Genomic DNA, 23,495 nt, shown 5'->3' with positions numbered 1-23,495 from the left:
CAGTGGAAGAATTGCTCGCGTTGGTGGGAAAGTCTTCCTGAGAAAATCCATTTTGGAACAGATCATGTCCCGCTCGGGTTATCGCGCATTCAGCCTGCTGGCTCTTGCAGCTTGCAGTGTGGTGTGTGGCCTGCCCGAGTCGGCCCAGGCTCAGCTTACGCGGAACTGGTGGACACGTTCTCAAATGGCCTGCCCTTCCTGTTCGCTCGCCTCATCTCATAAGCATTCACAGACTCCTGCCTACTTTCATTCGTCTTCCATGATTCCCACAACCGAGGCTCAAGCACCCGGCTGCGATTGCCAGTCCGTGGGTGAGTGGCCATCGGCGGAACAATTCACGCCTCAATATCAATCCTCGCCAGGAGTTCTCCCCCCGGAGTACTACCAGTCGAGGCTGCCCGATGTTCGTTCGCAATCGACCGATCTGATTCCTCAGTCACCACTTCCTCAGGCACAGCCTGTTGATCCGGCTGCGATTGCTCCGTTACCTGTTGATCTCACACTGATTCCTCCCTCACCGGCTGCGAAAATCACGACGCGGCCCGTGGGCACATCCGTACCATCGACATCATCATTCGATCCACCACCCCCATGGCAGCCTGTGCTGCCGCCCGAACCACGGATTGTCCGCAATCCCAAGTCGGGCCCCATTCCTACTACACCTGTTCGCTCGTCGGCTGTTCTCGATCTCCCGGTCATGAACATCCTTCCTGAAAAAACCGGCCCGATTACAGTTCAGCCGTCGAAGGCTGATTCTCAGATCACGGAACTACCAACAATCACTGTCCCCGCACCACGAACTGCCGTACGAGACGATTGGGAGTCGATTCCCGCTCGAATCTCGAATGAAAAACCAGCGTCAACACCCCGTTGATTTTCTTGTCGAATCAAGTGCCTGTTCCTGTGAGAGAAGCGTCGTCCCCCGAGTTCGCAGGCGGGGGACGACGCTTCGGCGTTTTGATGTGTTCAAAATTGAGCTTTTCGTCGTTCGCTCACAAATGTGCTGTGAAGCTCAGCCCGCCGCTATCTTCTGACCAGATCTCCCTGATACGATTCATCTGCGGTCATGTTTCCCGGGAGAATCTGTGTGGCTGCTGAAGTCAGTTTGAATGTTCGTATCGAGACGCCGGAAAATGTCCGGCTCGCCTACCAACTGGCAGGCCCAGCCCTGCGCAGTGCGGCCTACGCCATCGACTGCCTCTTCCGCGTGTTGCTCATCACAGCACTTCTGATCGGTGCCTGTCTAATGGCTGCCATCCTGCCCGGGTTCACAATTGGTGGCATCCTGCTGGCACTCTTCTTTATCGAGTGGCTGTACTACATCGTTCAGGAAGGCTTCTGGAATGGCTATTCGATGGGCAAATGGCTGGTAGGGATCCGGGTGATTCATACCTCGGGAGCACCACTCACCTTCTGGGGGGCTGTTCTGCGGAATCTTTTACGTGTGGCCGACATGCTGCCTATTGCCATGGTGTTTGAGGATGTGGCCTGGCTCGGAATTCTCCCTTTCTATGGCCCGGGGCTTCTGGCCATGTCGATGACCCAAAAGTTCCAAAGGCTGGGCGATCTCGCTGCGGGAACAATGGTCGTGCAGGTTCACCCGATTGTCCTGCCGAAACAACCGATGATCCTCGACCATATTGCCCCGATCACCCGGTACGAATCGAATGGCTTTACCCCCACTCAGGCGCAATTGTCGACGATTGCCGAGTTTCTCGGGCGACGTTCCAAACTGACTTATCAGCGGGGGCATCAGCTGGCTTCCGAACTGGCGGATACTCTGGCAGAGCGGATGGAATTCACCGGTGACCGCGAACAGGTGCGCAAGTTCCCGATGGCCTTTCTCGCCCGGGTCTGTGCTACATTTCAAACCGCACGAGATGAGAAAGCGGCCGTCATCACGCCTGCGAAAGCGAGGCTCATGTGAAGCGAGCCACTTTTCTGGCCCAGCGAAAACCGGCCTGGCAAAACTTCGAAAAATCGCTCAGACGTGTCGAAACCGTCAACCAGCGGCGGCTCTCGTCTGAGGAAGTGCTGGCCTTTTCGCGTCAACTGCGCGAAGTCGCCCACGATCTCGAACTGGTACGGACACGCGACTGGGGCCTTGATCTCGAAGAATATCTGAACCGGCTGTTGGCTAGGGGGCATGATTATTTCCACGCCCCTCGCGCGGGAACGTGGCATACCATCGGTCAGTTTCTGTTCATGGAGTTTCCCCGCATCTTCCGCACCTGGTGGGGCTATCAACTGCTGGCCGCTCTTCTGTTCTTTGGGCCGCTGATCATCAGTTGGATTCTGATTCAGAATGAGCCCCCACTGGCAGCACGTTTCATGTCGCAGGAAGCGCTCGATCAGTACGACATGATGTACTCGAGCGAAGATTCAGCCTCTCTCGACGAGACGGCCTTCTCGTTTGATTCGTGGAACGATTACGGCAACGAGCGGGCTTCGATGGCTGGCTTCTATGTCCAGCATAACGTTGGGATTGCCCTGCAATGTTTTGCCCGCGGGATTCTCCTGGGCATTGGGACGATCTACACGCTGCTTTTTAATGGCATTTCGATTGGAGCCACGGCTGGTTATGTCCTTTCGCTCGGTCATGCCGATCGCTTTCTGGGCTTTGTCGTTTCTCACGGCTCATTTGAATTAACAGCGATTGCGATTGCTGGTGGGGCCGGGCTGCTTGTGGGAGATGCAGCACTTCATCCGGGCCAGTTGTCACGCTGGTCGGCACTGCGTTTGCGAGGGAGAGATGCCGGGCAAATGGCCGTAGGAGCAGCCTTCATGCTGGTGGTGGCGGCACTCATTGAAGCGTTCTGGTCACCTGCTCCGATTCCATCGGAATACAAATTTCTGGTGGGTGGATTTCTGTGGTTCAGCGTCGCCATGTACCTGGGCTGGTCAGGCAGGGAGCGCACATGAACCAGAAGCCAACCCTTGATGCCGCTTCTTCGGATCGACGAGAGCCAGCCGCAGTCCCTCAGGTCGATCTGCGTGGCCTCTCGCTGCTGAACTCGATCGATCTGGCCTTCCATGCTCTCCGCTGGCAGTGGAAAGGTTTGATTCTGACCTACCTGGCCATGGCCTTGCCCACGGCATGTGCGATTGCCGGGTTGTCGATGATTGATTATCGCCTGGCGTGGTGCGCCCCGGTTCTCTGGGTGCTGGTTTCGGGCCCATTGGGTGCCGTCATTGCCACCACCATGACGGCTTTACTAATGGGAAATGCCACCACCTATCGAGAGGCGTTACGACAAGTCCGTTCCAAGCTCATTGTGATGTCAATTCTCCGCCGGATGGCTGCACTGGCGGGTCTTTTGATGTGTGGTATTGGCAGCCTGGTGGCTGCTGTCCATTTCACTTTTCAACCCGAAAATCATGCGTTGCGGTCGCGGCGGAAAAGTGGACACGAACACCATCTGAAGAAGCTGATCAGCTCGCATCATTCCGATCTCGTGGTCAATGCCTTTGGTCTGGGGATCTGGATCTTCTGCCTGTCGATCGTGCTCCTGATCTCTGCAGATGTTCTGGCGGAAGTCTGGTTTGGTGCTTCGTTCTGCCTGGGGCCACTGCTGAAAATGAATCAGGGATTAGCAGCCATCGATGCTGTCCCCGAAGAGTATTGGGAGATCTCGACGTTGTTTCTCACGACCGATCCTCGACTGCTCTTTGCAGCTACGTTGTGCGTACTGGCGGCTTTTTCGCTGGGTCGTCTCGCCTGGGTGGGTGAATATATCAATCTACGTGTCCGCGAAGACTGCTGGGATCTCGAACTGGCGATGAACCAGGCGGCTCACGACATTCGCCGGAAATCGACGCCCAGGCCTTTACGCGTGGGCCTGTTGGCTCTGGCGACATTGGGATTACTTTCGCTGATACTGGGAAATGCACCGCTATCGGCCCGCGCTGCCGATGCAGTTCAAGTTCCCAGTCACCCCGTTGTTCCTCAGGCGCGGAAAACACTCGAACAACCGGAGTACCGTTACTTCGAGCACTTCAATGCCGACGATGTTGAAGGCGTTGAACAGTCTCGGGAATCGTTATTACCTCCCAGATCCCGCTCGTCTAACAGCGATACCAGCAGTTCCCGCACCTTGCCAGGTTCCATGCGTTCTTCAAAGAAGGGTTCTGGCGATGGCACAGAAAAAAAGGTCCAGCGATCGAAATCACGTGCCAGTTCCAAGGGGAGTGAATCCTCCAGTTCGCAGAGTCAACCTTCGTCATCCAAAAGCTCTTCTCCTTCGGAACCCGCCACACCTTCCTCCGGGATGAACGCACCCTCTCTGGATCTGAGTTCTCTACTCGGGCTGGGGGCCGTCGGAACTTTTCTGGCCTATCTCATCGTGGCGGTCGTCGTCGCGGCCATTATTATCGCAATTGTCATGTCGATTATGGCCTCTCTACGTTCCCGAGAACTGGAGTTCACCGACGCAAATACGACAGCCCTTGAAGAAGGTGAAATTCTTTCTGAGCCTGGCCTCATCCCGGCTGATATCTACCTGGCCCGGGCTGACGAACTGGCAGGGCTGGGTCGTTATCGCGATGCGATTGCCCAATTACTTCTCAGCGGGATGAGTTTCGCCGAACGATCGGGCCTGGTGCGTTATCGACGGGGTTTGACTCTCCGCGACTATCAGCGGGCCATGGGATTTGAAACCGATCTTTCGCACGGATTCTCAGCCATTGTGCGAGTTTTTGAACCACTCGAGTTCGGCAGGCAACCTCACACAGCCGAGGCCTGGCTGGCCGCCCGCACTGCTTATGCCAGCACTTTTGAACCGCTGATTCGCAACGAATCCCTCCCAGCAGCTCTCCGCACAGGAGAAGGCTTATGAGTCGATTTCCTGCGGATCGATCGGCAGGCGCTCCCCCTGGGACAATGAACCCTCAGAACCGGTCGGCAACTGCTCCCCTTCTGACAAAGGGGACTCGAAAACCCGCGTGGAAGCAGCAGCAGTGGTTGATACCCAGTCTGATCTGGGGTTCGTTGGCAGCCGTTGTGCTGGGTATGCACTTTTACTTCCCCCCGATTCCTGCTCCTCGAACTGCGACGAGTTACAGTGCTTCTGCCGATGGTTTTAAGGCGTTGTACGAGATTCTCGAACAGGATGCTTTTGTCTATCGCAACGATGCACCACTGGATCGACTGATGGAACTGGTTGACCCCGATGGCACACTCTTGTTGATTTTGAACCCGCCGCGAATTCCGAATGAAGCCGAGTGGAACAGCCTCTATTCGTGGGTCAACATGGGTGGTCGCCTGGTCTATGCGCCTCCTCCGGGTGAAGTCGACTCTTTGGGCCCATTCGATGGCGAAATCACGCCCGAACAAGGCCCGGCTGACGACCGCATTCCACCGCAGTTGAACCTCCCCTTAGGAGGCCGGTTTCTGTGGTGGCCGGAAGGGGAAGTGACATCGACTCCCGGCGGAAAGGTGCTTGTTTCTCAGGATGGCTCGCCTCAGGCTGTCATGGTGAATGCGGGGCGAGGGTCGGCTCTTTTTGTTGCCAGCCCGTGGATCTTTTCCAACCAGCTTCTGACCTATGGCGATAACAGTGCTCTGGCTTTTGAACTGATTCGCGAAGCTGCCGGGCCGGGGCAAAGCCTGGACGATGTCGTCATCGCTTTTGATGAATCTCTCAATACCCGGGCGACACCCCAGATGATGGGTGTCTTGTTTCAGCCGCCACTGCGTTCGATTTCCGTGCAGATTCTGCTGCTGTTCATGCTCTATGGCTGGTGGAACAGTTGCCGGTTCGGGCCCACGGTTGTTCTCGAAGAAACGTCTCAGCGGGAAATCGTCGAACACACCAGTGCTCTGGGGCGAATTCTCTGGCGATCAGCGGATTGCCAGTTCGTGCTATTTCAGTATTTAAGGTACTGGCTGACGGAATATCGACTGCAGGAAGCTTCCGGTCGCAAACGCCGCCTGTCGAGTCGCTTACAGAATGATGCTCAACAGGTCGATCAGGCACTGGAAGCGATCCATCAGGCCGAGATCGCTGCGATGACACCCCGGCTGGGCCATCGCGAAGCGGCACGCCATATTCGAGCACTTTCATTGATTGGCCAGAGCCTGCAGCGCTAATTTCTCGCGCACCAGAAGCTGAAAAGATGAAGGGCGAGTGAACTGCGAATTTGCTCACGTCGTTCAGCAACCCTGTGAAACTGATGCGATCTGGACAATTTGCTTAAATCAACACAACATCTTTTGTCTGTTCAACTTATGTGCATTTATGAGCCGCTGCAGTTCTGCCCGATGCGGATTGACCGAAAATCGATTGCAGTCTATCTTTCCTATCCCGCTGCTCAGGGATTGAACGCATGTCGGGAAGAGAGTTCTGGTCTGTTCATGGAGGATCAGTCATGAGTGCGCGACCTGCTGCCGCCGCGTCGGCTTTCGAGCCCGCGCGCCATGCTGACGAAGCAGCCATGATCACTCCACTCGACGAGCTGCGTGAAGGCCGTGAGATTCTCCGCACCGAAGGACAGGCGCTGCTCGATCTTTCCCGTCGGCTCGATGCTTCGTTCTGTGCGGCTGTCGAATACCTTTCGAATACTCGCGGGGCCGTGATTGTCACCGGGATTGGTAAAGCGGGCCTCATTGGCCAGAAGATCACCGCCACGTTGTGCTCGACGGGCTCGCGCGCTTATTTTCTCCATCCCACAGAAGCCTTGCACGGCGACCTGGGCTGTGTGGGGCCAGACGATGTGATCCTGGCCTTTTCCAACAGTGGCGAGACCGCAGAACTGCTCGCCTTGCTGCCGATTTTTGAAGCACGGGGCATTCCCGTGGTCAGTGTCACCGCCTCGCCCGTCAGTACTCTGGGCCGGGCCTCGCAAGTGGTTGTCACCATGGGTCGCCTGCATGAGTGTGGTGTCCAGGGACTCGCCCCTTCGACCTCGACAACCGCCATGCTGGCGATTGGCGATGCACTGGCGTTTGTCACTTGTAAACGTCGATCTTTCTCTGCTCGCGATTTTGCCCGATTGCACCCTGCCGGGACCTTGGGCCGCCGCTTGACGGTCGTCAGTGAAGTGATGCGAAAAGCACAGGATGTCCGTATTGCTCTCGAAACAACCTCTGTGAGGAATGTCTTTATCGGGCAATCCAGACCCGGGCGACGGACTGGGGCCGTCATGCTCGTCGATGAAGAGGGCCTGCTGACAGGTATTTTTACTGATAGCGATCTTGCCCGATTGCTCGAACAGAAACGTGACGAGCAACTCGATGCCCCCATTCGTAACGTGATGACCAGCCGCCCGACCACAATTTCACCCACCATGCTGCTGGAAGAAGTGCTGCAGCTGTTTGCCGAACGCCGCCTGAGTGAGTTCCCTGTTGTCGATGAATCAGGACATCCTGTCGGACTGGTTGATATCACCGACATGATTGGCCTGACGCCTCTCGAAACGGCAGCTCCTGTCGATCCTTCAGGGGCGGGGCGAGAGCATTCACCCAGAGATTCCGCATCGCCTCATACCATCACCTTTCCCGCCAGGACTGCGGGACATTCCCCGGATACAAAGCCCTCCGCATGAAGCGACTGATGCTGACAGGGACTGTCGTATCGGGCCTGTTGGGCCTCTTTATGGCCTATCGCGTGGCGAGTGGCTGGCTCCTGGCCCGTCCCGAGAGACAGGTCACCATAGCGGTCGCGGAACCCCACGAACGTCTCTCCAGCAGTGCCGAGAACGTACGCATTGCCCGCGAACATCTGCCGCATGTCCCCTGGGCGATCGATTCTCAGTATCAGATTCGCTCGGATCATACCTACCTGTATGCCAACGAGTGGATGCCGGAAGGAAATCGAGGCGAAATTCGCTTTCGTCCACTCGCCATGGTGATGGTCAATGAGCGTAAAGGGAAAACGCAGATCACTACACTGGTCGCAGAATCGGCACTGCTTAAGTTTGCCTCGCAATTCGATGTCCGCTCACCAAACCCGGGGCGTATTATCGCCGGTGCGCTGGAAGGCGAGGTCTCTGTAGCTGGCCCGGAAGGGCTGATGATCAAGGGGCGCAACTTTTATCTGTCGGAATCGGCAGCTCGCATGTACAGCGATCACCCGGTTTCGTTTGCCCTGGGGCCTCATCGTGGGACTGCCGGTCAGTTGCAGGCCGAGCTGATCCCCGCTGAATACACCATGCACTCTGATCGACCCGCCATTATCGGTCTCAAAAGTGTCAGGCTCCGGCGGAATGTCAAAATGGAAGTGGTGCTCAAGAACAAGCAGGAACCACTTCCTCTGCACATCAAAACCGCAGGCAGCTTCGAGTATCTGGTCGAAGATGAAGTGGCCATCTTCGAAGCCGAGCGTGCGCAGAAAGACGACGTGCTTGTTTATCGCGAACCCGTGGCCGGACAGACAGACTGGCTGCGCTGCGAACGGCTCACTCTCGGCTTTGTTCCCCGAAAGCCAGAGGACGTGTCGCAAGTCCCTGCTCCCCCCACAGCGAAGCCCGAAGAGGCCGAGTTCCGCAGGATCCGCACCGATCTGAGATTTGCATCACTCAAGGCCGAAGGACGACTGGTCCGCACCGTTTCGACTCAGCAGAACTTCAAAGGCGAGATGACTTCTCTCGTTTACAACGCCGTCGATCGCATTCTTGTGATGAGTGATCCCAAAGGGGTGCAGCTCTGGCATGGCGAAAATCGATTGCAGTCGCCCGGCGTGCAGATCGCCATTGGCGAGGCAGACACTATTGGCGACATTCTCTGCGCAGGGCCAGGCGTACTCGAAACTCGCGACCCAGCGACACAACTCATTCAATACGCCGCCGGCTGGAAAACTCACCTCAGAAAATTTGCCGATCCCGAAACCCGGCTCGATGTCATCGAACTGAATAATCAGGCGTCCTTCCGACAGCCAGGCCAGAAAACCGCTCTGGGTGCCGACCAGATCCGTGTCTGGGTCACACCTCTCAGCCTGGCTCCCGGCAGGCCCGCGCCTTCAGTGGCGAGCCAACAGAGTGGCAATTTACAGCCGGACGCTTTGAATATTCAGCCCCGTCGTCTCCTCGCGGAAAAGAACGTCGCCATGCTTTCGCCTCAACTCGAAGCCGAAGCCGAGACGTTACTGGTCGATTTCGAGGGCGACTTCAATCGTCAGCCAGGTGAAAAGAAACCAGAAAGCCAAAAGTCTGCTGGTAACAGTTCGGAAGGGATGCTTCCCGCGTCAGGCACTCCATCATCTGGTGCCAACTCGAAGCCATTTCGCATGAAAGCCGGACATTTGAAGGTGCTCATGAAGCCCGATCTGAAAACGGGCGAGCCCATGGTGAGCGATGTCTGGACGGAGAAAGATTTTCAGCTCAGCCAGGCACGCATTGATAACAAGCCACCTCTCGATCTGCGCGGACAGAAGCTTCATCTCAAAAACGAAGGCGAAGCCCGGCAAGTCGTGCACGTTTACGGCTCTCCCGCAGAGATTCGTGATAGTGGTATGCTCATTCGCGGGCCAGCCGTGCACCTCGATCGCACTGAGAATCTGGCCTGGGTCGATGGGGCAGGAAATATTCAGTTACCCATCGAAAAAGATACTTCGGGTCAATTGATGGCGCAGCCCGAAATTCTGGATATCTCGTGGCAGGAAAAAATGATCTTCGATGGCCGTAAAGCCTCCTTCGATGGAAACATCTTCGCCAGTTTTGCGAGCCACACTCCCGAGGCGATCAATAACCACCGGATGAATTGTCAGCAGATGGAAGTCGAACTGACGCAGCGCATCCTGTTCGCGCAGCAGCAAGGCCAGCAACCAAAAACCGATCTGGCGGTGATTCTGTGTAAGGATGGTGTGCGTCTGGAAAGTTACGAACGTAAGCAGGGCCTGCTCACGCAGATTCGCCGGGCCAATGTCTGGCAGTTGAGGCTGGAACCGGCGACTGGTGCCGCCAGTGCGATTGGCAAAGGGAAATTACAGATCTGGCGCCGCGAGCCGGAATCGACGATCCAGCAAGCTTCTGCCTCATCCGCCCGCGCCAACCGGCCACTCACAGCGGACCAGAGCCCGTGGGATTACACCAGTGTCGATTTTAATGGCAAAATGATCGGAAACATCGAATCACGCGGCACGACCTTCCATGATCGAGTTCAAGTGGTTCACGGGCCCGTCGATACCTCTGTCGCGACGATTCATCCCGATCAATTGACCAAAAATGCCGGCTCGATGCGTTGCGACAGTCTGGAACTTATCCAGCGTCAGCCGCTGGAGAGTGCGGCGAATTCCGGCCAGAAACCATGGATGGAACTGTTCGCCAATGGCAACACGATCCTTGAAGGCAACGGCTTTCATGCCCGGGCCGATCAGGTGAGCTACGATCAGTCGAAGGGACTGTTCATTCTTAAAGCCATTGGCAATCGTGAAGCCACGATCTGGCGCGAAGGCCCGGGAGGCGGCGTACCTCAAACAGCCAAACGCATCGAGTTTAACCCCACCACAGGCAAGCTGGATGTCAACCAGGCTACGTCCGCCGGTGGAAGTGGTTAGAAGCATCGCATGATGAGGCATACCGCTTCCGGGCGATATGCACAGTTGACAATGTGGGGGCAAAAAGCGGCTGCATTATGGGGTCTTCGAGGTTTCGAGAAGCCTTTGATGCCGGGAGAAGCCGAGGTGGGTTGGTCTGTTGCGGAGATCTTTCTGAATCACGCGGGCACGTTCGTGCAGGTTCTGCACTTCTCGTTCGAACTGCTCGAACTGATCGACCCGTTCTCGCAGCTGGATAAATAGGCCGCCCGGAATCTGCTGCCTGGCCAGATCGCTGGCTAAAGCTCGAATTTCGTGCTGTAGGCCCCGCTTCAGCCGACGGGTGATCAGCCAGACCCACAGCGCGCACCAACCAGCAAGAAGAAGTGCTGCGGGGAAATAAAAGCTCGTCTCGAGATGAGGCTTGCCCAGCCAGAAGGCCTCGTAAAAAAAGTTGTAGCAGATGCGCCACAACAGCCAGGCGGGGAAGAGGCACAACAGAATCTCGTAGCCCCAGCGGACAACCGGGCTGGCATTGGATTTGACCAGTTTCTGCACGAGTTGATCGACCAGTTCCCGCGCCTTCAGGCACATGGTGAGCTGCAACTGACCAGCTTCCTGCCGCCGCTGGTCGGTCGACCAGTCAATCGGATCAAACCCGGCCTGTGAGGCATCTCCCTGCACGATCGAGGCCAGGTTTCTCAAGTCGGCTTCCGTCAATGCCGATGTTCCCAGTTGATCCAGAGCCGCCCGGGCCTGACTATCCCGCTGCGATCTTTGCAGCCAGTCGACCGCCTGCAGGCTCCCCGCAATCGTCGCCTGCACAACAGTGCGCGATCTCAACAGGGCATACGAACCTAAAAAAGTGCTCCAGCGGGCTCGAAATCGTAAAAGAGCACTGAGTGGACTGATGGTCCACGCTTCGGCCACAGCAGAGATCAGGCGTTCTTCCCACGGCTGCTGTTCACTCTCGAGTTCGGTTTTGAGCCGCTCGGAAAGATTCGCTGTCAGTTTTCGATCTTCAGCCTCCAGACGGTCAGAAACGCGCTGCACGAGTGGACGATGGGCTTCCAATGCGCTTCTGGCCTGTGAGAGCGTGTTTTCGATGAGGTCAATGAGGTTGTTATGCCTTAAGAGTGGACGCAGGCCATCGATCGATTCCTGCTCGAGTGTGGCCATCAATTGACCAAACTCGCCGGCTGGTCGCATGCCGCGTCGGCTCTCTTCGAGTCCCTTTTTCGAATCAACAAAGAAGATCTCGACCCGTTCAAAATCGCGAACAAGATCCTTGCGCCAGTCTTCGCGGATATCTTCATCGCGATCGGCAAATGTCTGCACGAAGAGAACTCGCGCATGTGAGGCGGCAGCGCGCAATTCGGTCTGCAATCTGGCCTGGCGATACTTCTCCTGCGTACTGACGACGAGGAGAACATCGCATAACGGGAGGAGTTCGCGGACTCTGGCGAGATTGCTCCCTTCAATGGCAATTTCATCCACATCGACATCGGGAAAATCAAGGAGAGCAAACTGTTTGAGAATCGGCAGATCGAGTTGTTGAACGTGGAACTCGGGTGAGGATGTCTCTCGAAGAGCGGCGGAAGACCTGGGTGTTGAAAACCCTAAGGATGACAGCGAAGTTTCCTGATGGATCACCAGTGTCGGGACACATGTCGTGGGCCGGGTAACACCTGCCCGCGTGATTTCTGCACCGACCAGCGCATTGACAAGAGTACTCTTGCCCACACCAGTACCGCCAAAGGTGGCAATCAAAAGAGGTGACTGAATTCGTGCGACCAGTTCGGGAGCAGCGACCAGCAGGCTGCCCAAAAGCCTTTGCTGTTCGCGAACCACGCTCGAAGTTGCGCTGGCCTGGGCCCAGCGGCTCAAATCGGCCAGCAGGCTCTCGATCTGCGACTGCCTGACAACAGGCCGGAGTGTCTGATCAGTCGGCATCAATGACTTCGTCCTAGCGAGGGTAATTCGATTTCAAAGGCCCATTTCTGGCCAATCGTTTGGCCCAATGCCCTGATGGACAATTTTGCAGAACTTGACAATCGTCACTTGGTTATTGTCGCCACTTGGTTATTCTCGCCACAAGCAGACCATTTTCCCAGTCCATTCGGGACTCGAATTCTGAAGGAGAGATTGCCGAAAATCGATCTGGCCACTTCGCTCCGGCCGATAGGCTGCTCCCGACCCGTCTTGTTGGTCCGGTCGAAATCTCTTATAGAAGGAAGGTTCGTATTCGGTTGGGAGACTTCATGATGACCAGAGTGATATTTGCCAGTTTCATTTCGGCCCTGGCCGCCAGTGTGCTCACAGCCTGGTGGCTGCAACCATCCACTTTCGAGGCCCACGGTCTGGCTGTGGCCCAGGACCGCGGTGCCCGATTCAAATCGACCCCTTACAGCGAAGAAGATGAAGCCAATCAACCGAAGGTCAAGCCCATCTATATGGCGGATGGTCTGACGCCCGAAGAAGCAGTGAATATTGCGGTCTATCAGGCCGCGAACCGCAGTGTGGTGAACATTACGACAAAAGCGGTGCAATCGGGCCGGTTCTCGCTGCTCGAACTGCAATCCGAAGGAAGTGGTTCGGGTTCGATCATTGATAAAGCTGGTCATGTGCTGACCAATAATCACGTTGTCGAAGGGGCCACACAGATCAGTGTAACGCTCTATTCGGGCGAATCATTCGATGCCACCATCGTGGGAGCTGATCCTGTCAACGATATTGCCATCCTGAAGCTCGAAGCTCCAGAAGATCAGCTCTATCCCGTGGAATTCGGCGATTCGCGAAAACTTCGAGCCGGGATGCGGGTCTTTGCACTGGGAAACCCGTTTGGTCTCGAACGCACCTTAACCACAGGGATTATATCGAATCTCAATCGATCGTTGCAGATTCATGGCAATCGCACGATCCGCTCGATCATTCAGATCGATGCCGCCATCAATCCCGGAAACAGCGGCGGGCCTCTGCTCGATGCCCACGGCAAGCTGATCGGTATTAACACCGCCATTGCCACGACATCGGGTCAAAGTGCCGGTGTTGGGTTTGCGATTCCTGTGAATCTGGTCACGCGGGTGGTGCCGCAATTGCTCGCTTATGGGAAAGTGGTGCGCCCTGAAGTGGGGATTACCAAAGTCTTTGAGACGGAGAAAGGCCTGCTGATTGCTCAAATGAAGCCCGGCGGGCCAGCAGAACGTGCCGGGTTACGAGGCCCGAAAGTCGTTCGCGCCCGGCGTGGGCCATTCATCAGTGAATCTGTCGATCGTGCGGCTGCCGACCGAATTATGGCGGTTGATGGTCGCAAGATTTCGACGGCTGATGATTTTCTTGGTTATGTCGAAGATAAAAAGCCGGGCGATGTCGTTCGTTTGACGATCGTTCGCGATGGTCAGGAAATCGAGGTGCCACTGACACTCACGACGACTGATCCCCTGGGTGAGCGAACTCCTTAGTCCTGATGGTGCATTCCGTCGGAACTGCATGCACCCTACGTGACGCCTACATCATGACCATCCAACCAGGCGAGGCGGGTTATTGGGCGGCTTTTAAGCCGATGCCCGAGTATTCGAAGCCTCGTTCGGCCATCAGTTTGGGATCGTACAGATTGCGGCCATCGAAAATGATGGGCTGTCTGAGTTTATGCTTGATGTAGTCAAAATCGGGATTTCGGAACTGCTGCCATTCCGTCACAATCGCCAGAGCATCGGCGTTTTCAAGAGTATCGTAGTGATGTTTGCAGTAGGTGAGCCGGTCTTTGTAGATGGCTTCGACGTTTTCATGGGCGACGGGGTCGTGCACCTTGATCGTGGCTCCATGGGCGAGCAGTTGATCGATCAAGACCAGTGCCGGTGCTTCGCGGATATCATCAGTGCGGGGTTTGAACGACAGCCCCCAGATCGCGATGGTTTTACCGGCCAGATCACCACCAAATCGCTGATGGATTTTGGAGAAGAGAACTTCCTTCTGGAGGTTGTTCACTTCATCCACAGCATGCAGCATTTTTGAGGGAAGCCCAAATCGACTGGCCACAGCAATGAGGGCGCGCACATCTTTCGGGAAGCAGGAACCGCCGTAGCCGACGCCCGGGAAGAGGAACTGAAAACCGATCCGCTGATCGTGGCCAATTCCCCGGCGAACATCGTTGACGTTCGCATTGACGGCTTCACAGAGATTGGCCATCTCATTGATAAAGCTGATCTTGGTGGCGAGCATGCAGTTGGCGACGTACTTCGTCATTTCTGCACTTTCCAGCCCCATGACCAGAAACGGATTTTCCGTTCGCAGGAACGGCTGATACAGCTCGTGCAGCACATCGGCGACGGGTGGTCTGGTGACGCCCACAACGACACGATCTGGCCGGGTAAAGTCGTCGATCGCACAGCCTTCTTTCAGAAACTCCGGGTTCGAGCAGACATCGATCTCGCGACCGGCTTTTTCTTTCAACCGTTCCCAGGTCTGGCGATTGGTGCCGACGGGGACAGTACTTTTAATCACCACGACGGCATCGCGGGCGACATGCGGCGCAATTTGATCGACCACTTTCCAGAGAGCCGTCAGATTGGCCGAACCATCGTCTCCCTGGGGAGTTCCGACGGCAATAAAGAGGCATTTGGCTTCAGGAGCGACAGAGACAAGATCGGTGGTGAACTTCAAGCGACCGGCTTGTGAGTTTCTCAAGACGAGTTCGGTCAAGCCAGGCTCGTAGATGGGAATGATCCCCTGCTTGAGCCGCTCGATTTTGCCGGAGTCGATGTCGACACAGGTGACTTCGTTACCACTTTCGGCGAAGCAGGTGCCCGTCACCAGACCGACGTACCCTGTGCCTACAACCACCAGTTTCATGGGACTGACTTTCTCAATTCGCTCTGCAGAAATCGTCGAAGAACCCTATTGCCCGTTCGAAGTATCCTGTCTTTCGAAGGCAACGCCAGAGTGGAAATGGTTCTACGCAGGAATTTTATGGTAGGAGCGGTACCAGTCGACGAATCGCTGGATCCCTGTGGCGAGTGGAGTTGCGGGTTTAAAACCGACATCTTTGACGAGATCATCGACATCGGCATAGGTGGCGGGAACATCGCCCGGCTGCATGGGTAGGAGTCGTTTTTCGGCTTTTTTCCCGAGGCAGGATTCGAGAATCCCAATCATTTCCATCAGATCTTCAGGGCGATTGTTGCCAATATTGTAAACGCGATAGGGGGCGGAACTGGTGGCGGGATCGGGATGATCGCTCTGCCAACTAGTGTTTGGAACCGGAATGTTGTCGGCGACACGGACGACCCCTTCGACGATATCGTCAATGAAGGTGAAGTCTCGCCGCATTTTCCCTTCGTTGAAGACATCGATGGGGCGGCCTTCGAGAATGGCTTTGGTGAAGATCCACATAGCCATATCAGGTCTTCCCCAGGGGCCGTAGACGGTGAAGAATCGGAGGCCGGTGGTGGGGAGCCGGAAGAGGTGGCTGTAAGTGTGGGCCATCAGCTCGTTGGCTTTTTTGGTGGCGGCGTAGAGGCTGACGGGATGATCGACGTTGTCGTGAATCGAGAAGGGCATTTTGGTGTTGCCGCCATAAACCGAGGATGACGACGCATAGGCGAGATGTTTCACACCGGAATGCCGACAGCCTTCGAGAATCTCGCAGAAGCCGACGAGATTGCTGTCGATGTAGGCCTGTGGATTGGTGAGCGAATAGCGAACACCGGCTTGAGCCGCCAGGTGAATGACCACATCGAACTGATGGCGTTCGAAGAGTGATTTCATGGCTGGTCGATCGGCCAGTTCAATCTGCTCGAATGCGAAGTCCGGCAGATTTTTGAGCTGGGCCAGCCGGTCGTGCTTGAGGCTGACCTGATAGTAATCGTTGAGGTTGTCGAGCCCGACGACGGTATCGCCCCGGGCGATGAGTTTCTTGGTGGTATGAAAGCCAATAAAGCCAGCGGCCCCGGTCACGAGATACTTCATGCTGTTCTCCGAACTTCGTCAACTCGATCCATGAGTGTGAAGTCCAAGGAAAAGCGGCCAAACTGTCAAGAGAGGTTGTTTTGGAAGGGAAGAAGGCGGGAAGGGAGAAAGGGGGAAAGCTGGTGGAAGAGCAGGCTGGGTGCGGTTGATGAAAAGCTGGCTGTGAGCAGCGACTGAAGAGAGTTCCCCCGAAAGCCTTCACTGAACAGCCAGACGTGTCGCCCCGACGGCCTGATGGCTCTCTGCGTCATAAGCGACTGCGACCAATTCCAGATCCTGAACCGAAACGCCCACAGGAAGCCGAAACTGCCATGAATTCTGTATCGACTGGTTCGAGACGGAGGATTGCTTCGCCTCCTGAACGTCAAAGTCCCGGACGACGTTGACGTGCCGGAGTTGAAGACCGCTGTTTTCGCCGTGCTTGACGTTGGTTGTCGCTGATTTCTGGACCAAAGCCAGCAGAACCTGATACTTCTCAGCCATGGCCTCGCCAGGCGCCTTGGACAATTTCGTCGTGACGTTCAATGATTTTACTGAGGATGAAGTCGAGGGTGCCCGCTCGATGGCCAGGTGAACTTGTGGTGATAACGTGAGAGCTCTTTCGACAGCTTTTTCAGCCAGAGTTTTCTTCGAGCCCACGAAGCCAATCGCACCGTTGACCACCAATTGCGGGGTGTAGACCTGGTCATTGCCAAACTGAGAAGCGTAAGCATGCTGGCGGCGGGTGGCTGCCGCACTCGAAAATGGATCTTTCCAGCCGAGGCGATCCCAGTAATCGACATGAAAGCCGAGTGCGATGACCTCGCCGGACGAACGTGAGGGATTCTGCGAAACAAGCCCTGCGAGAACTTCATCGGCAGGCGGACAACTGCTGCAACCTTCCGAAGTAAAGAGTTCGACCACGGCAAAATTTCGCGATGGCAACGCTTGGGCAGCGGCTGGTGGCATGGTTGAAAATCGCAGTGATATCCAGGCCCCGATGCTGAACAGCAGGAGCAGTAACAGTTTTTTCTGATGATGAAACAGGCCCATGGATCGGGCTCCTTTTTCGAGAATTGGATGGCAACTGTTCGATCCGGTGCTTTCCCGGGTGATGACCAGTTGACGCTCTCCCTGATCAGATCTGATAGGCACGATGGAAGTGACAATCACACAGGAATCTGGGCCGGAAGGGAGGCTTATGGCACGAAAAGCGCAACATGCATGAAGCTTTGAGCCCGCGTGTTTTCTGGCTTCTTCTGGAACAGGATGACATATAAGTATGGCATGCTCACTCCGAGCCGTGAGCATGGCACGACGCGACCCGACACTCGACAAAGGTGTGACGTAATCAGGGCACGCAGCGGGAAAATGGTGAAGTTAAGACGAGGGAGGGTGGGTTCGTGGCGGGAATGGTTGGCGGGGTCTAAACTGGTGGCTCTGGTTCAGGACTTTGTGATCATTGATTCACCCTCTTTCAGCTGGTTTGATTCATTATGCCTCGTTATGACGCCGCCCGCATTGAACCCAAATGGCAGGCCTATTGGGACCAGCATGCCACTTTCCGTACGGAAATGGATGTTTCCAAGCCCAAAATGTATGTCCTCGACATGTTCCCTTATCCTTCGGGAGATGGGCTGCATGTGGGACATCCCGAAGGATACACAGCGACCGATATCACCTGCCGGTTTGCCCGCATGCGGGGGAAAAATGTGCTCCACCCCATGGGCTGGGATGCGTTTGGTCTGCCGGCTGAGCAGTATGCCGTCGAAACGGGGACGCATCCCCGGATCACCACCGAAAAGAACATTGCCACCTTCAAGCGGCAACTCAAGAGCCTGGGCTTCAGCTACGACTGGGAACGCGAACTCGCCACGACCGATCCGGATTACGTCCGCTGGACGCAGTGGATCTTTCTCCAGCTCTTTGACACCTGGTATGATGAAACCTGCGAGTGGACAGGTCCGGATGGCCAGGTGCGAACCGGTCGCGGCCGCCCGATCAGCGAATTGCCCATCCCTTTAGAAGTGAAGGCCCAGGGAGAGCCGGCTGTCCGCAAATATCAGGATGCGCATCGACTGGCCTACATTCATGAAGCACCGGTCAACTGGTGCCCCGCTTTAGGAACAGTGCTCGCCAACGAAGAAGTGACCGCCGACGGCAAGAGCGACCGGGGGAATCATCCCGTCGAGCGGCGAAACCTCAAGCAGTGGATGCTGCGGATTACGGCTTATGCCGAGCGCTTGATTGGGGAACTTGATCAGGTCAACTGGCCTGAGTCGATCAAGCTGCTGCAAAGGAACTGGATTGGTCGCAGCGAAGGAGCGGAAGTTGATTTTGTGATTGACCCGGCCAGCTGGCGCGGGAAATCGGCCGCTGGTGAGGAAAAGCTCCGGGTCTATACCACCCGGCCCGATACGCTCTTCGGGGCGACGTACATGGTGCTGGCCCCCGAACATCCGCTGGTCGATGCGATCACCAGGGAAGATCGAGTGGCCGATGTGGCGGCTTACCGCCAGAAGACCTCTCTCAAGAGCGACCTCGACCGAACCGATCTCGCCAAGGAGAAATCGGGCGTCTTCACCGGCGGCTACGCCATCAACCCCGTCAACGGCGAGAAGATCCCCATTTGGATCGCCGACTATGTCCTCATGAGTTACGGCACCGGCGCGATCATGGCCGTCCCCGCGCATGACGAACGCGACCTCGAATTTGCCACCTTGTTTGGTATTCCGGTGATTCCTGTGGTTTCTCCGCCTGAGGCACCTGGTGAAGGCTTGATTGGCTTCACGGGTGCCGGGATTGCGGTCAATTCCGGGCCTTACTCAGGCCTTACAACAGATGAGGTGAAGGCGCAGATCGTCGCTGATCTGGCGGCCAAGGGCGTCGCCAAGAAGGCGGTCAACTATCGTCTTCGCGACTGGCTGTTCAGTCGTCAGCGTTATTGGGGGGAGCCATTCCCCATCTGGCACGAACTGGATGCTCAAGGCGAGCCTACGGGGATGGTGCGGGCGGTCAGCGCGAGCGAGCTGCCGGTGAAGCTCCCCGAGATGGAAGACTTCAAGCCGACCGGCACGCCTGAACCGCTGCTTTCGAAAGCCCCTGCCGAGTGGCTCTACGCGACAGCAGCCGATGGTACGAAACTGAAGCGGGAAACGAACAGCATGCCTCAGTGGGCGGGGAGCTGCTGGTACTACCTGCGCTTCTGCGACAACAAGAACAGCGAGCGGTTTATCGATCCCGAGAAGGAGAAGTACTGGCTGCCGGTTGACCTCTACATTGGTGGTGCGGAGCATGCGGTGCTGCATCTGCTCTATTCGCGATTCTGGCACAAGGTGCTCTTTGATCGCGGGCATGTGACCCATGCCGAGCCATTCCAGCGACTGGTGAATCAGGGGATGATTCTCGGCGATTTAGAATTCGTCGCCTTTCAGAACCCGACAGGTGAGTTCGTCACGGCGAAGGGGACCGATGTCAATCGCTATATTGACGCCCAGGGGCAAACCGTTATCCCTGTGAAGCTCAAGGCGGACGATGTCGAGAAGCAGGGGGACAGTTTTGTCCTCAAGAGCGATCCGCAGATTGTGGTCGATGCCCGTTCGTTCAAAATGTCGAAAGCCCGGCGAAACGTGATCAATCCCGATCAGGTTGTCGAGCAATATGGAGCCGATTCGCTGCGGTTGTATGAGATGTTCATGGGGCCGCTGGAAGCGACCAAGCCGTGGAGCATGTCGGGTGTCGAAGGGATTTATCGCTTCCTGGGCCGTGTGTGGCGACTGATTGTCGATGATCAGCTTGACCAGGTCGTGCTGAACTCGAAGGTGCAGCCTGTCGAGCCGAGCCCTGCACAGAATCGGATCTTGCACAAGACGATCAAGGCGGTGACAGACGACATCGAGCGGCTGTCGTTCAATACCGCCATCAGCCGCATGATGGAGTTTGTGAACGAGTTCACTGCTGCTGACGTGCGGCCCAAAATCGCGATGGAAAAGTTCGTGCTGCTCATCTCGCCCATGGCGCCACATCTGGCGGAAGAGTTGTGGGAAGTGCTGGGGCATGAGAAATCGCTGGCCTATGAGCCCTGGCCAGAGTTCGATGAGACGTTACTGGAAGAAGCCACGATCGAAATCCCCGTGCAGGTGAATGGCAAGGTTCGCGGCAAGATCACGATTGCCAAGGACGCCACGGCAGAAGTCGTAGAAGCGGCAGCCGCAAGCGACCCGCACGTGAGCAGTCAGTTGGAAGGGAAGACGATTGTGAAGAAGGTCTATGTCCCAGGCCGGATGATGAATTTCGTGGTGAAATAACGCCGCTTGAACAAGCAGGCGTTCTTACCCCTTCTCCCGTTCCGACGGGAGAAGGCCGGGATGAGGGGAACTCGAACGTATCTGGTGTGCGATTAACGAATGACTTCATCGGAGTGTGGTCCTGGTCTCTAACCAATGGCCAACAATCATCGCTCCTGCGAAACAAATCCATGGGGACATGGGGACAAAGCCGTGTTTCGCAGAGTGTTTCTTGTGACGATCGTCACCCAGACGTGCAAAGCCACGTCTGGGCCACCCTTGCCATTATGGCGTAAACGACAAAACACATTTGGTATATCAATTGTGTACAATGATGAGAAAATTGGCGTCGTATCCGCTTGTATGAACGGAGGAAGGTTTTCATGTCACATAGAGATTCTAGTTCTAAAGAAGAAGAGGTCATGATTTCATGTGAAACATGGAAACAAATCGTCGAATCCGTGAACTTGGCTGGGACACAATTATCCATAACTTCACGAAGGAAACTTGGCTCTATTTTCAGACATTACTTTGCACTTTATGACCTGGAAGGAGCTTACGAGAACCTAAATAACAAGTCAGTGTCCCAGATATTTCAGGAATACGAGAACACAATACCTGGCAAGCCTTTGGCCTCTGGTCAAGTCGATGGCGTTTCATACGATTTATACGAGCAAGGCGACGACGTTGAGAACCATTAAATACAGATAGGCATAGACACTATAGATGGTCTTCGGAACAATTAAAAAGGTAAGGACTAAAAACCTACCCGAGTAGCTCTTCTTTTCTTGAGTCACTCTTAAAAGAAGTGAGCCAACCTTGACAATGAGACTTACTAGACTTTCACTTTCCAACGAAGGCGCACTCTGCCTCCTGCGCCAAGGACGCCCGCAACGGCCAACCTGTGCTACATCTTAGATGTAATTGCTCAATTTCATGAGATGTTTCCAAATGTCCTCCTGATCCCAAGAGATGGAACGCCATGAGCAGTTTCGGCGACAAACTGAAGACATATGTTTCGCATCGCAAGGCGCATGGTTGCTCTGCCGATCAGATTGCAGCACTGGCTGAACAGACGGAAGGGCACCTGCCATCAACGTATCTCCAATTTATGGAGGCCGCTGGCAATGGCGTTGACGACTTCTTGCGAGGGAGCGACTTCACCTTTAAGGACTTAGAAGGCGTGAGGGAAGCAGCCGAGGAACTTTTGGCCGAAGCTGGACTCGAACCGCTTTCATCGAGTGCGTTCGTTTTCACAATGCACCAGGGATACCAGTTCTATTACTTTCAGGATGGTGCCGTGTTCTACTTCATGGAAGGCGATCGTCGCCCAGAGAAACGGTTTGACTCGTTTGAGTCTTTTTTTGATTCCGTGCTGCACAACATGCAGTGACCGCAGATAAGCCAATCAAGACTTCATTCTTCGTATCACAGCTTTCATCTCTGGCGAAGAGCGATTATCGCTGCTGCGGAACAAACCCACGGAGTCATGGGCACTAAGCCGTGTTTCGCAGAGTGTTTCTTATGACGATCGTCACCCAAACGTGCAAAGCCACGTCTGGGCCACCCTGCTTTCCACCAAGAAGACTTCCCGAGGGCGTGGGCGAGGGTGGCGGGTGGAACATGGTCCGCACAGCGGACCCTACGGCTGGGTGCTCTTTGCGGATGATGACGGCATACGAAATCGCAGGGTGTTGGATGATCAGGGGGTTTTCCAGTCGGCGAGCCAGAGTTGGCTGGTGGCGTCGGAGCCGCGGGTGGAGGTCCAGAGAAGTTGTTTTCCATCGGGGCTGAAGACGGGGAGGACATCGGTCGCATCACCAAACGTGATTTGCCGGGGAGTGCCCGCCGTGAAGGTGGTGCTGGTGGTTTCAATCGGCATCCACCAGAGTTTGAACTTGGCACTGGCGGGGCCTTTCGAGTAATCGGCCCGCGACCAGATGAGCGACTTGCCATCGGGATGGAAATAGGGGCACCAGTTGACCTCGTCGAGGTTTTTGGTGAGCTGCACTTCATGCTTGCCATCGACCGAAATCGCATAGAGTTGGAGCATGTGCTCCTTTTCGCGATCACTGCGGAAGATGACCCACTGGCCATCGGGTGAAAAGAACGGGCCGCCATCGTAGCCGGGCGTATTGGTCAACTGGCGGATATTCGAGCCATCAGCATTCATCAGGTAAAGATCAGCATCGCCATCGCGGTTGGAAGTGAAGACAATCTGCTTGCCATCTGCCGAATAGCTTCCTTCGGCATCGTAACCGGGAGTATCGGTCAATCGCTGCATCCCTGTGCCATCGAAGTTGATGGTGTAGAGATCCATGTGAGGGTCGAAATCCCATTGATAGCGGCGGCGGCCCCCTTGAGCCGCTTCGTCGCGGGCTTTCTTCTCTGTGAGGTCGATTGCGGGATCGGTATGGGCCGAAGCAAAAAGAATCCGCTTTTGATCGGGGGTGAAGTACGCACAGGTGGTGCGGCCGCGCCCGGTACTTAAAAGCCTGGGGGTCTTTTCGTCGAGCTTCTGCACATAGATCTGATAGAACGGATAGCCGACGGGATAGGCCTGATAGACAATCCACTGGCCATCGGGAGAGAAATATCCTTCGCCAGCGCGTGGTAGGCCGAAGCTCACCTGTCGCTGATTGGAAAGAAATGTCGCTTCGCTGGCGGGCTGAGCCATCGCCTCATGCACAAGACCCAGACTGGCGAGGCAGATCATGGCCGGGAGGAATGCCCAGTGTCTTTTGTTACCAAGCGATGTATTCATCATGTTAAGGCTGCTCCATGTTATTGTCGA

At 55.7% G+C, this 23,495-nt stretch carries 15 protein-coding genes; 10 read left to right on the top strand and 5 right to left on the bottom strand.

What is annotated here, in order from left to right; translation table 11 throughout:
• Positions 1–64: 64 nt before the first annotated feature.
• The 7 genes from PLIM_RS19260 (at position 65) to PLIM_RS19230 (ending at position 10,490) form a co-directional block, all read left to right on the top strand.
• Positions 65–874, top strand: coding sequence for a hypothetical protein (locus PLIM_RS19260; RefSeq protein WP_041402278.1), 810 nt, complete (start codon positions 65–67; stop codon positions 872–874).
• A gap of 213 nt (positions 875–1,087) precedes the next feature.
• A complete protein-coding gene (locus tag PLIM_RS23280) occupies positions 1,088–1,927 on the top strand; it encodes an RDD family protein (RefSeq protein WP_013111987.1) in 840 nt (279 codons plus the stop codon).
• Entirely contained in the window at positions 1,924–2,922 is a 999-nt protein-coding gene (locus PLIM_RS19250; RefSeq protein WP_013111986.1) for a stage II sporulation protein M, read from the top strand. Before PLIM_RS23280 ends, PLIM_RS19250 begins: the two co-directional genes overlap by 4 nt.
• Positions 2,919–4,835, top strand: coding sequence for a DUF4129 domain-containing protein (locus PLIM_RS19245; protein ID WP_013111985.1), 1,917 nt, complete (start codon positions 2,919–2,921; stop codon positions 4,833–4,835). The genes PLIM_RS19250 and PLIM_RS19245 overlap by 4 nt, the downstream gene beginning before the upstream one ends.
• Positions 4,832–6,088, top strand: a complete 1,257-nt coding sequence (locus tag PLIM_RS19240) for a DUF4350 domain-containing protein (RefSeq protein WP_013111984.1) — start codon at positions 4,832–4,834, stop codon at positions 6,086–6,088. Before PLIM_RS19245 ends, PLIM_RS19240 begins: the two co-directional genes overlap by 4 nt.
• Before the next feature lie 278 nt (positions 6,089–6,366).
• A complete protein-coding gene (locus PLIM_RS19235) occupies positions 6,367–7,542 on the top strand; it encodes a KpsF/GutQ family sugar-phosphate isomerase (protein ID WP_013111983.1) in 1,176 nt (391 codons plus the stop codon).
• Positions 7,539–10,490 (top strand): hypothetical protein, encoded by a 2,952-nt coding sequence (locus PLIM_RS19230; RefSeq protein WP_013111982.1) that lies wholly within the window; start codon positions 7,539–7,541, stop codon positions 10,488–10,490. The genes PLIM_RS19235 and PLIM_RS19230 overlap by 4 nt, the downstream gene beginning before the upstream one ends.
• 75 nt (positions 10,491–10,565) lie before the next feature.
• On the opposite strand, the gene PLIM_RS19225 is transcribed toward PLIM_RS19230, so the two are convergent.
• Entirely contained in the window at positions 10,566–12,422 is a 1,857-nt protein-coding gene (locus PLIM_RS19225) for a GTPase family protein (RefSeq protein WP_013111981.1), read from the bottom strand.
• A gap of 308 nt (positions 12,423–12,730) precedes the next feature.
• On the opposite strand from PLIM_RS19225, the gene PLIM_RS19220 reads away from it, so the two are divergent.
• Positions 12,731–13,930, top strand: a complete 1,200-nt coding sequence (locus PLIM_RS19220; protein WP_013111980.1) for a S1C family serine protease — start codon at positions 12,731–12,733, stop codon at positions 13,928–13,930.
• A 79-nt stretch (positions 13,931–14,009) separates the two neighbouring features.
• On the opposite strand, the gene PLIM_RS19215 is transcribed toward PLIM_RS19220, so the two are convergent.
• From PLIM_RS19215 to PLIM_RS19205, 3 genes are all read right to left on the bottom strand, one after another.
• The gene (locus PLIM_RS19215) at positions 14,010–15,320 is read right to left on the bottom strand and encodes a UDP-glucose dehydrogenase family protein (protein WP_013111979.1); all 1,311 of its coding nucleotides are present in this window, start codon (positions 15,318–15,320) and stop codon (positions 14,010–14,012) included.
• 102 nt (positions 15,321–15,422) lie between these two features.
• Positions 15,423–16,436: an NAD-dependent epimerase gene (locus tag PLIM_RS19210; protein WP_013111978.1), complete on the bottom strand. Its 1,014-nt coding sequence runs from the start codon at positions 16,434–16,436 to the stop codon at positions 15,423–15,425.
• 198 nt (positions 16,437–16,634) lie between these two features.
• Positions 16,635–17,468, bottom strand: coding sequence for a DUF1223 domain-containing protein (locus PLIM_RS19205; protein ID WP_013111977.1), 834 nt, complete (start codon positions 17,466–17,468; stop codon positions 16,635–16,637).
• 443 nt (positions 17,469–17,911) lie between these two features.
• Here PLIM_RS19205 and leuS point away from each other — a divergent pair, with 443 nt between their 5' ends.
• Positions 17,912–20,722: a leucine--tRNA ligase gene (gene leuS / locus PLIM_RS19200; RefSeq protein ID WP_013111976.1), complete on the top strand. Its 2,811-nt coding sequence runs from the start codon at positions 17,912–17,914 to the stop codon at positions 20,720–20,722.
• Between the two features lie 961 nt (positions 20,723–21,683).
• Positions 21,684–22,094, top strand: a complete 411-nt coding sequence (locus PLIM_RS23275; protein ID WP_013111973.1) for an SMI1/KNR4 family protein — start codon at positions 21,684–21,686, stop codon at positions 22,092–22,094.
• Positions 22,095–22,403: 309 nt separating this feature from the next.
• On the opposite strand, the gene PLIM_RS19185 is transcribed toward PLIM_RS23275, so the two are convergent.
• Complete coding sequence (locus PLIM_RS19185; protein WP_013111972.1) at positions 22,404–23,468, bottom strand: TolB family protein; 1,065 nt, start codon at positions 23,466–23,468, stop codon at positions 22,404–22,406.
• Positions 23,469–23,495: the final 27 nt, after the last annotated feature.

This window comes from Planctopirus limnophila DSM 3776 (assembly GCF_000092105.1).
Classification (GTDB): domain Bacteria; phylum Planctomycetota; class Planctomycetia; order Planctomycetales; family Planctomycetaceae; genus Planctopirus; species Planctopirus limnophila.
This window is presented reverse-complemented; position numbering and strand designations above follow the sequence as displayed.

Coding starts and splice junctions, on each gene's coding strand:
- PLIM_RS19260 (WP_041402278.1), top strand. CDS start 65: ATGTCCCGCTCGGGTTATCGCGCATTCAGCCTGCTGGCTCTTGCAGCT.
- PLIM_RS19245 (WP_013111985.1), top strand. CDS start 2,919: ATGAACCAGAAGCCAACCCTTGATGCCGCTTCTTCGGATCGACGAGAG.
- PLIM_RS19240 (WP_013111984.1), top strand. CDS start 4,832: ATGAGTCGATTTCCTGCGGATCGATCGGCAGGCGCTCCCCCTGGGACA.
- PLIM_RS19235 (WP_013111983.1), top strand. CDS start 6,367: ATGAGTGCGCGACCTGCTGCCGCCGCGTCGGCTTTCGAGCCCGCGCGC.
- PLIM_RS19230 (WP_013111982.1), top strand. CDS start 7,539: ATGAAGCGACTGATGCTGACAGGGACTGTCGTATCGGGCCTGTTGGGC.
- PLIM_RS19225 (WP_013111981.1), bottom strand. CDS start 12,422: ATGCCGACTGATCAGACACTCCGGCCTGTTGTCAGGCAGTCGCAGATC.
- PLIM_RS19220 (WP_013111980.1), top strand. CDS start 12,731: ATGATGACCAGAGTGATATTTGCCAGTTTCATTTCGGCCCTGGCCGCC.
- PLIM_RS19215 (WP_013111979.1), bottom strand. CDS start 15,320: ATGAAACTGGTGGTTGTAGGCACAGGGTACGTCGGTCTGGTGACGGGC.
- PLIM_RS19210 (WP_013111978.1), bottom strand. CDS start 16,436: ATGAAGTATCTCGTGACCGGGGCCGCTGGCTTTATTGGCTTTCATACC.
- PLIM_RS19205 (WP_013111977.1), bottom strand. CDS start 17,468: ATGGGCCTGTTTCATCATCAGAAAAAACTGTTACTGCTCCTGCTGTTC.
- leuS (WP_013111976.1), top strand. CDS start 17,912: ATGCCTCGTTATGACGCCGCCCGCATTGAACCCAAATGGCAGGCCTAT.
- PLIM_RS23275 (WP_013111973.1), top strand. CDS start 21,684: ATGAGCAGTTTCGGCGACAAACTGAAGACATATGTTTCGCATCGCAAG.
- PLIM_RS19185 (WP_013111972.1), bottom strand. CDS start 23,468: ATGATGAATACATCGCTTGGTAACAAAAGACACTGGGCATTCCTCCCG.